This is a genomic window from Mesorhizobium sp. M2A.F.Ca.ET.037.01.1.1, from assembly GCF_003998075.1.
Taxonomy (GTDB): Bacteria; Pseudomonadota; Alphaproteobacteria; order Rhizobiales; family Rhizobiaceae; genus Mesorhizobium.
The window spans coordinates 1-8,677 of the sequence record NZ_RZSA01000181.1 but is presented as its reverse complement, the minus strand read 5'-3'; the positions used below and the strand labels follow the sequence as shown (position 1 = coordinate 8,677).

Genomic DNA, 8,677 nt, shown 5'->3' with positions numbered 1-8,677 from the left:
GATCCTCAACGGGGCCGGCACCACCGAGGACATCCATGCGCTGGCCAAGCGCATCCTTGCCGAAATCAACGAGCCGATCACCTTCCAGGGTACGACCATCATGCCTGGCGCCAGCGCCGGCATCGCGGTCTATCCAGTCGACGCCGACAATGCGCAGGACCTGCTCGTCCATGCCGACCTCGCCCTCTATTCCGCCAAGAAGCTCGGCGGCGGCAATTTCTCCTTCTTCTCGGAGGAACTGCGGCGCGAGCTCGACTACCGCAAGCAGCTCGAACAGGACATCCGCACGGCGATCGCCGACAAGAGTTTCGAGGTCTATTTCCAGCCGCAAGTGTCGCTGACCAGCGGCAAGATCAGCGGCATCGAGGCATTGGTACGCTGGAACCACGCCACGCGCGGCATGATCTCGCCCGGCGAGTTCATTCCCGTCGCCGAGAAATGCGGCTTCATGCCCGATGTCGGCCGCATCGTCATCAGCAAGGCGATCAACGAGGCCGCCGAATGGGACCGCGCCGGAATCGATTTCGGGCGCATCGCTGTCAATGTCTCCGGTACCGAACTTCGCGAGCCCGATTTCGACGAGTTCCTGTTCGGCACGCTGGAGCGCGCCGGGCTGGCGCCGCAGAAGCTTTCGCTGGAGATCGTCGAATCCGTCATCCTCGACGACGAGAAGACCGGAATCGCCGCCAAGCTCCGCCACATCCGCGCCGCGGGCGTGCATCTGGAACTTGACGATTTCGGCACCGGCTATGCTTCGCTGAGCCACGTCAACCCCAACGAGATCGACCGGCTGAAGATCGACCGCCGCTTCGTCCAGAACATCAACGAGAACGGCGACAACAGCAAGATCGTGCGCGCCATCACCGAGCTTGCCAGGGGGCTGGGCATCTCGATCGTCGCCGAGGGCGCCGAGACCGAGGCCGAGCTCGACTCGCTCATGGCGATCGGCTGCGACCAGGTGCAGGGCTATTCCATCGCCTTCCCGATGCCGCAGGACAAGGCGCGCGAATGGCTGGCGGCGCGCAGCCCGAAAAAGGCGAAGCTGAAGCTGCTGCAGGGCAGCTTGGGCTGACACTTTCGTCAACAAGCTTGACACAACCGGGCGTTATGGCGGCCAATCGGGATCGCAACCGAGTTTTGCGAATGCCGCTTCGTTATATCCTGCCGTTCCTGCTGCATGTCGCATCGCCCGCCTCGGCCGCCGATCGCACCATCTACCTCACTTTCGACGACGGTCCGCTGAACGGTACAGCCAACATCCTCGACGTGCTGCAGGCCGAGCAGGTGCCCGCAACTTTGTTCATGGTCGGCATGCATGTCGAAGCCAATGCTACCAGCCGGGCGCTGTTGCAGCGGGCGAAATCGATGCCGCTGGTGACGATCGGCAACCACAGCTACAGCCATGCCTATAATCACTACCGGCATTTCTACGGCGATACCGAGGGCGTGGTCGCCGACATGCTGCGGGCCAATGTTGTGCTCGGGCTGAAGCCGGCCGTGCATGCGCGGCTGCCCGGACGCGACGTGTTCCGGCTGCCCAATTACTCGAAGGACGACAATTCGCTCGGGCTGGCCGAGGCCGGCCGCGAGGATCCGGACTACGAATTCGTCGCGGCCTCAGGCTTCTGGCTTTACGGCTGGGATCACGAGTGGGTGCATGAGGACAGCGGCAAGCCGGTTCAGAGCGTCGACCATCTGGTCAGCGAGATCGACCATTTGTTCGGTTACGGCCATTTCGCCAGGCCGAACAAGCTGATCCTGCTCATGCATGACGAGATGTTCCAGGACGCTTTCGACGGCAAGACGAAGCTGACGGCCCTGATCACGGCGCTCAGACTGCGTCACTACGCTTTCGGGGCGATTGCGGGCTACGACTGAGGCGCCTCGGCGTTCCGCCTGAGCATCGCGAGCACCTCGGCGAATTCGGCCAGCCTGTCTTCGGGAATGCCGGCCCGCAGCCGCTTGTCGAAGTCGACGGCCGCAAGACGCAATTTCTCGAACAGCGCTTCGCCGAGCTCAGTCAGCGCCACCTGGTGGACCCTGCGGTTTTCGGGATCGCGGCGGCGCGTCAGCAAGCCCTGCGTCTCCATGGCGTTGAGGTGATGCGTCAGCGTCGCGCCCTGGATGCCGATCATGCCGGCAAGCTCGCGCTGGTTGGCCAGCTCCTTCGACTTGACCGACAGCAAGGTCAGCCAGACCGGCAGCGTGCCGCCGGCCTCGACCAGCGCGGCATCGAAGGCCTGCGCCACCACTTTCGAGGTGCGGGCGAGGTTCATGCCGACGGGCGGGCGGTCAAATGGTGTCATGACGTGACAGTAGAGCATGCAATGAGAACGTGAAACTCAGCTTTACGAATTGACATCTAATCGTTAGATCTCTAACTTTGTCTTATTGATGGCGTCGCGACATGGCAGCGACGTGCGGCGGGCGACAGAGAGGAATGCGGTCATGCAATATGTCTATATCGTCGTCATCGGCCTGCACGTCATGGCCGGCGTGTTCTGGGCCGGCACGACCATTGCGGTCGCCCGCGATCCGGAGATCAAGGCGGAGCGCTTCATCCGGCCGCAGCTCGGCGCCTCCGGCGTGGTGTTCCTGACCGGCATACTGCTCTGGTATTTCTTCCATGAGGGTGCATTCGGCCCGATGGAGAAGGCGCTGGCGCTCGGCATTGTGACGGCGCTGATCGCCGCCGGCGTGCAGGGCGCGCTCGTCGCCTCCGCCAGCCGGCAACTGGCTGGCGCCGATCAAGCGACGCAAACGCAACTGCGGGCCAAAATGACCAGGGGCGAACGCATCGCCGGCGGGTTGCTGGTCATCACGGTGTTTTGCATGGCGACCGCCAAGCTTTTCTGAAACCGCACGGCCGGCAAAACCGACCGGGCGCGGCGCGCAACGGACCAGAGCGGCAGGTGGCTCTCCTTGCAAAGGTCCGTTGCGCGTCACCAGCCGGCTGGCGTGACAGCAAGAGCAGGCGGCTAAGCCATTTCGGGGCGTCTGGAGGCCTCGCGAATGGCTTTATGGACATTGCGCTGCAGGTCCATGAAGGCGGCGCTCTCCATGACCTCCTCGCGCCGCGGGCGCTCGATGTCGACGTCAAAAGTCCGCATGATGCGCCCGGGGCCGATGCCCATCACGACAATGCGGTCCGACAGATAGACGGCTTCTTCGACGTCGTGGGTGACGAAGAGCACGGTCAGCCTGTGCTCCTCCCAGATCTGGGTGAGCAGCTCCTGCATCTGATGCCGGGTCAGGGCATCGAGTGCGCCGAAGGGCTCATCCATCAAGAGCATCTTGGGGCGGTAGGAAAGCGCGCGCGCAATGGCGACACGCTGCTTCATGCCGCCCGAAAGTTCGGATGGATAGAGATTGGCCGAGCGCGGGAGCTTGACCAGGTCGAGATGCTCAAGCGCGATCCTGCGGCAGGTGGCGCGGTCATGGCCGGCAGCCTTGAGGGCGAACTCGATGTTCTGCTGCGCCGTCAGCCAGGGCAGCAGCGTATAGGACTGGAAGACGACGCCGCGATCGAGACCTGGCTTCAGGATCGGCGACCCGTCGATGTCGAGTTCGCCCGAGTCGAAATCCTGCAGTCCGGCGACGATCGACAGCAGCGTGCTCTTGCCGCAGCCCGACGTGCCGACCAGCGACACGAACTCATTGTCGGCGAGGTTGAGGTTGATGTCGCGCAGCACTTCGGTGCGCCGCGCTCCGGTGCCGAAACTCTTGTGGAGGCCCTTGATCCGCAGTTTGGGGAAATTCATCGGCCGGACCTCGTCATGAGCGGCTGTCCTGGCGAAACAGCACCTTGCCCAGCGCCTTCATGACCTGATCGGTGATCAGGCCGAGAATGCCCAACAGAAGGATGTAGCCGATGATGGTGTTGGTCTGGAAATAGCGCTGCGAGACGGTGATGCGATAGCCGAGGCCGGATGTCGCGGCGACGAGCTCGGCCAGCACCAACCAGGTCCAGGCCCAGCCCAGGCTGATGCGCAGCGTATCCCAGATGCCCGGCAAGGCGCTGGGCACCACGATGCGCGTCAGGATCTTGCGGTCCGGAAGGCCGAGCGTCCTGCCGAGACCGACGAAGTCGGCCGGCACGCGCTTGACGTTGTCCATGATCATCAGCACCTGCTGGAAGAAGGTGCCGATGAAGATGATCAGGAATTTCTGGACGTCGCTCGTGCCCGCCCACAGGATGGAGAGCGGCACGAAGGCGACCACCGGCATATAGCGGATGAAATCGACCAGCGGCTCGATGGCCGCTTCCCAGGTTCGGAAGCTGCCGATCAGCACGCCGATCGGAATGGCGAGCACCGAGGCGATGAGGAAGCCGACCGAAATACGGTAGATCGAGGCCTCGAGATCGGTGAGCAGCGTGCCGTCGGCCCAGAGCTTGCCGAGTTGCGTCGCCACGCTGGCGGGCGACGGCAGGAAGATCGGCTTGACCAGGTCGAGCCCCGTCGCCGCCCACCAGGCGAGGCCGAGACCGGCAAAGACGGCCACGGCAATGATCAGGAAGCGGGAGCGCGCGATGGGCGCGCCGATCCCGGAGGATCGGCGTCGACGCATCGCCTGCCTGGCGGCAGGTCCCGTCGCCGGGCCGGGCGGGCTCGCTTTGCCGGCAGGCTCGTCGGACATCTCGGCGGCCGCCACGAACCTACTGTGCGGCCTTGACGAAGGCCGGATCGATCATCTGCTCCGGCGTCACGTCGGCCTGAAGCAGCCCGGCATTCTTGGCGGCGGCCTCGACGTCGGCGAATGTCTTGGTGGAAAAGTCTCCCGTCAGCGCGCCCTTGTTCTCGGCAAGCGAATAGTAACGCACGCCTTCGAACGCCGTATTCAGATCCTCGACACTCGAGCCGACCGCCTTGGAGATGATGGCGCGCCCGCCGGGCGTGTCGGCATTGTAATCCTTGAGCGCCGCATCCCAGGCCTTGATCATGGCCAGCACCTGTCCGGGCCGCGACTTGATCACCTCGTCGCGCACGACCAGCACGTCGCTGATCAGGCCTGGGTCCTCGCCGGCCGTGAAGAGAAGCTTGACGTCCTTGTTCTGCGCCCTGGCCGTGGTGAGATAAGGCTCATAGGTGACCGCGACCGGGACGCGGCCGGCAATCAGCGCGCTGCCGGCATCGGCGGCCGGCATCGGCACCGGCTGGACGTCGGCGATCGACATGCCGTTCTTGGACAGCGCGTATTTCAGCAGGATGTCGCTGGTCGTGCCTTCCTCGAAGGCGACCTGCTTGCCCTTGAGATCGGCGACCGAGTCGACGTCCTTGCCGGCGATCATGGCGTCGGCGGTCATCGAGACGTCGAGCAGCAGCACGATCTTGACCGGCAGGCCGGCCGCGACCATGCCCATGGCGGTGTGGGTGGCGATGTTCGCCGCATCGAGCTGGCCGCTCGCCAGGGCGGCGTTGATGTCCTTGTCCTCGGTGAAATTGACGATCTGGACGTCCGACAGACCGCTCGCCTTGAACAGGCCCTTGGCTTCGGCGACATGCCACTGGCCGTAGCCCAGCCACGGCTCAATGCCGATCTTGAACGATCCGGCCTCGGGCGTCGCGGGAATGACCGTATCGGCGGCGTGGGCGAGCGGGGCGAAGCCGATGGTCGCCGCCACCACGAGCGCACGGAATTGTCCTGTGAGGTTAAGCATCATCTTTGTTCCCCTTGATGATCCAGAGCGCTTTTTTGAACCAAACTTCCCGTCCGGTGAGAATGCGGCTTCTGTTTCTTGCGGCACTGTGCCTCGGCGTCTTACCTGCCACGTCGACGGGAGTGAAACGATATTCAACGTCGGCGATGACGGATGTCAAGGCTAAAATACATACATGCATATACAAGCTGGAGAGGCTGATTGCCGTGCTCTTGGCAGCATTTGGGCAAGCCGATCCCTGCCCCGTCATGACCGGCGCCGGAGGCGTGAACGATTCGACCCGTCTCACGTCTTGCGCGACGGAGAATAGCGGCTGCCGAGCGAGTAGCGGCTGCCGACATAGGTCAGCTTGCTGATGGTGGCGACGACCGCGCCAGTCCATGTCCGGCGATGCAGCAGCAGGCAGCAGGCGCCGACGTCGATGGCGAGGTGCCGCGCCGTCTCGGCATCGGCCGGGACAGCGGAAATGATGTGTTCGACCTCGGTCACCGGCGTCTTCTGCATCAGGTAATCATAGGTCGCCATCTTCGAGAAATCCTGCTTGTCGTAGTCCGGGATCAGACTCGGATTGACGAAGCGCTCTTCCAGTTGCACGGGCAGGTCGTTCTCGAAATTGACGACCACCGAATGATAGATCGCGGCGCGCTTGGCGAATTCGAAGGACAGCGAGAGCTCCTTGGTCGGCGTGATCCTTTCGAGGACGAGAACCTCGGAGCGATGCCTGTTGCCGCGCGCGACGATCTCGGCCGCGATGTTGTTGATCTCGATCAGCGTCGATTGTGGCTTTGGCGGCGCGATGAATGTCCCCACGCCCTGCAACCGGATCAGGAAGCCGGCCGAGGTCAATTCCCTCAAGGCGCGGTGGACGGTCATGCGCGACACGCCGAGCGCGGCCACGAATTCATTCTCGGACGGCAGCTTGCTGTCCTTGGTCCACTTGCCGGTTCCGATGTTGGTCAGGATGTAGTCCTTGACCTTCTCGTAGAGGGGGCTGGCCGTATCGGGCAAAGCACTCATTCAAAAGTCCTTTCCGGCGAACATCGGAAATCAGGTGCCGGCAGGCTGCCGCAGCCGGATAATGGTTTTCAAGCCGTCGCCCTGCCCCGCCAAAAGACGCTCATAAGCGGCAGGAATATCGTCCAGGCCGATCTCGCGATCGATCAGGCTGATCAGTGGTCCGGACAGCTCCGCCAGCATCCCGATGGCGTCGGGCAGCTCATCGGCAAAGGCATGGCAGCCCAGCAGACCGATCTCGCGTTCGACCAGCATGTTGGGGTCTATGTCGAGGCGGCCGTGGAAAATGCCGACCAGCGCCACGGTGGCGCCGGAACCCAGAACACCCAGCAGTTGGTTGAGCGCGGCGATGCTGCCGGTCGCCTCGACGGCGGCAAGCAGAGGTGCGTCGGCGGTGGCTTCGGCAATGGCCTCGCGGTCGAGATCGACGATGGTGGCGCCGGTCACCCGGGCGACACGCTCGCAGCGCGCCTTGTTGCGGTCGGCGATCAGCACCCTGCCCGGGAGCGTCCGCGACAGGAGCAGCGCCGCCAAGCCGCCGATGGTGCCGCAGCCCACGACAAGCACCGAACCCGCGGTCTTCGGCAGGCGCCGCACAGCATGCAGCGCGACGGCGAGCGGCTCGGCCATGGCCGCCACTCTTTCATCCAGCGCGGCGTCGATGAGATGCAGCAGGCGCGCCGGCAGCACCGTCTGCTCGGCAAAGCCGCCGTCGCATACTTCGCCGACGAAGCCCAGCGAGGCGCACAGATGCCGCCTGCCCGCGCGGCATTGCGCGCATTCCCCGCACCAGAAGCGGGAATCGGCGACCACCCGGTCACCCACGGCGACGGTGCCGACGCCCTCGCCGACCGCGACCACCGTGCCGGTCAGTTCATGGCCGGCCGTCGACGGCGCGCGGCTTATCCATTGTCCGGTGCGGAAATTGTGGAGGTCGGAACCGCAGATGCCGGCGGCGTCGACATTGAGCTTCACCCAGCCCGGCTCGGGAGCCCCCGGCGCGGCGATATCCTCGACACGCAGGTCGCCGGGGCCATGCAGTCTGGCGGCCTTCATCGCGCCGGCCCGTCAGGCGCCGAGATAGCGGTCGCGGATTTCCGAGACCGCGTTCTCATGCGAGCTGAAGCCCTCATAGCGGGCAAGCCTGCGGGCATGGCCGGCAAGCTCCGGATAGGCGGCCGAGGTCACATAGCCGACCGACGAACGTTTCAGGAAATCCGTCACCGAAAGCGGCCCGTAAGTGCGCGCCCAGCGGCTGGTCGGCAGCACCGCATTCGGCCCGAGGACGAAATTGGCGAGCGTCACCGGCGTGTGCGGACCCATGAGGATCTCGGCCGCCTCGGTGATGTGGCCGAGATGCGCGAACGGCTCTCTGGACAGGATTTCGAGGTGCTCGGGCGCATAGTCGTTGATGAAGCGGTAGCTGTCCTCCAGTGACGCGGTCAGCACGATGCCGCCGCGCTTGCCGGTCAGCACCGCGCGCGAGAACTCGACCCGCTGCTCGGTCATACGGGACCAGTGGTCGGGAAGTGCTGCCAGAGCCGCGTCGGCGACCTTGCGGCTGTGCGTCACGAGATAGGCGGAAGAGTCCGGTCCGTGCTCGGCCTCGATCAGAAGGTCGAGTGCGGCGAGGCCGCCGTCGACGCTGTCGTCGGCGAAGATGATCGCTTCCGACGGGCCGGCCGGAAGGCCGGTGTCGATGATCGAGGACAGCAGGCTCTTGGCCGCCACCACCCAAGGGCTGCCCGGGCCGACGATCTTGAGCGCGGGCTTCACCGTCTCGGTGCCATAGGCGACGGCCGCGACAGCATGCGCGCCGCCGCATTTGTAGACGGTCTCGACTCCGGCGAGCCGAGCGGCGACCAGGGTCGCGGCATCGACGGAACCGTCCGCGGTCGGCGGCGTCACGATGGCGATCTGCGGCACGCCGGCGATGACGGCCGGAACCGAGGTCATCATCGTCACCGACGGAAAGGCGCCCTTGCCGCGCGGAACGTAAAGCGC

General features: G+C 64.6%; 10 protein-coding genes. 3 read left to right on the top strand and 7 right to left on the bottom strand.

The window, feature by feature from the left end; genetic code table 11:
* Together EOA27_RS11730 and EOA27_RS11725 are read left to right on the top strand one after the other, a co-directional pair.
* Nucleotides 1–1,072 (top strand): EAL domain-containing protein (locus EOA27_RS11730; protein WP_127256240.1); only part of this gene is annotated, 1,072 nt, incomplete at its 5' end.
* Between the two features lie 71 nt (nt 1,073–1,143).
* Nucleotides 1,144–1,878: a polysaccharide deacetylase family protein gene (locus EOA27_RS11725; protein WP_127256237.1), complete on the top strand. Its 735-nt coding sequence runs from the start codon at nt 1,144–1,146 to the stop codon at nt 1,876–1,878.
* On the opposite strand, the gene EOA27_RS11720 is transcribed toward EOA27_RS11725, so the two are convergent.
* Complete coding sequence (locus EOA27_RS11720; RefSeq protein ID WP_126083107.1) at nt 1,869–2,306, bottom strand: MarR family winged helix-turn-helix transcriptional regulator; 438 nt, start codon at nt 2,304–2,306, stop codon at nt 1,869–1,871. The two genes, EOA27_RS11725 and EOA27_RS11720, sit on opposite strands and share 10 nt — an antisense overlap.
* A gap of 142 nt (nt 2,307–2,448) precedes the next feature.
* Between EOA27_RS11720 and EOA27_RS11715 the strand changes: the two genes are divergently transcribed.
* Nucleotides 2,449–2,856, top strand: coding sequence for a hypothetical protein (locus tag EOA27_RS11715; RefSeq protein WP_126083108.1), 408 nt, complete (start codon nt 2,449–2,451; stop codon nt 2,854–2,856).
* A 122-nt stretch (nt 2,857–2,978) separates the two neighbouring features.
* Here EOA27_RS11715 and EOA27_RS11710 read toward each other — a convergent pair whose 3' ends face one another.
* From EOA27_RS11710 to hisD, 6 genes are all read right to left on the bottom strand, one after another.
* The gene (locus tag EOA27_RS11710) at nt 2,979–3,761 is read right to left on the bottom strand and encodes an ABC transporter ATP-binding protein (protein WP_126083109.1); all 783 of its coding nucleotides are present in this window, start codon (nt 3,759–3,761) and stop codon (nt 2,979–2,981) included.
* A gap of 13 nt (nt 3,762–3,774) precedes the next feature.
* Entirely contained in the window at nt 3,775–4,569 is a 795-nt protein-coding gene (locus EOA27_RS11705) for an ABC transporter permease (protein ID WP_189341540.1), read from the bottom strand.
* Between the two features lie 88 nt (nt 4,570–4,657).
* Nucleotides 4,658–5,659, bottom strand: coding sequence for an ABC transporter substrate-binding protein (locus EOA27_RS11700; RefSeq protein ID WP_126083836.1), 1,002 nt, complete (start codon nt 5,657–5,659; stop codon nt 4,658–4,660).
* A 285-nt stretch (nt 5,660–5,944) separates the two neighbouring features.
* Nucleotides 5,945–6,676 (bottom strand): histidine utilization repressor, encoded by a 732-nt coding sequence (gene hutC, locus EOA27_RS11690; protein ID WP_127256233.1) that lies wholly within the window; start codon nt 6,674–6,676, stop codon nt 5,945–5,947.
* Nucleotides 6,677–6,706: 30 nt separating this feature from the next.
* Nucleotides 6,707–7,729, bottom strand: coding sequence for an alcohol dehydrogenase catalytic domain-containing protein (locus EOA27_RS11685; protein WP_126083112.1), 1,023 nt, complete (start codon nt 7,727–7,729; stop codon nt 6,707–6,709).
* 12 nt (nt 7,730–7,741) lie between these two features.
* Nucleotides 7,742–8,677, bottom strand: a 936-nt coding sequence (gene hisD / locus EOA27_RS11680; RefSeq protein WP_127256230.1) for a histidinol dehydrogenase, incomplete at its 5' end; no start/stop codon positions are given.

Coding starts and splice junctions, on each gene's coding strand:
- EOA27_RS11715 (WP_126083108.1), top strand. CDS start 2,449: ATGCAATATGTCTATATCGTCGTCATCGGCCTGCACGTCATGGCCGGC.
- EOA27_RS11705 (WP_189341540.1), bottom strand. CDS start 4,569: ATGCGTCGACGCCGATCCTCCGGGATCGGCGCGCCCATCGCGCGCTCC.
- EOA27_RS11720 (WP_126083107.1), bottom strand. CDS start 2,306: ATGACACCATTTGACCGCCCGCCCGTCGGCATGAACCTCGCCCGCACC.
- EOA27_RS11725 (WP_127256237.1), top strand. CDS start 1,144: ATGCCGCTTCGTTATATCCTGCCGTTCCTGCTGCATGTCGCATCGCCC.
- EOA27_RS11710 (WP_126083109.1), bottom strand. CDS start 3,761: ATGAATTTCCCCAAACTGCGGATCAAGGGCCTCCACAAGAGTTTCGGC.
- EOA27_RS11685 (WP_126083112.1), bottom strand. CDS start 7,729: ATGAAGGCCGCCAGACTGCATGGCCCCGGCGACCTGCGTGTCGAGGAT.
- hutC (WP_127256233.1), bottom strand. CDS start 6,676: ATGAGTGCTTTGCCCGATACGGCCAGCCCCCTCTACGAGAAGGTCAAG.
- EOA27_RS11700 (WP_126083836.1), bottom strand. CDS start 5,659: ATGCTTAACCTCACAGGACAATTCCGTGCGCTCGTGGTGGCGGCGACC.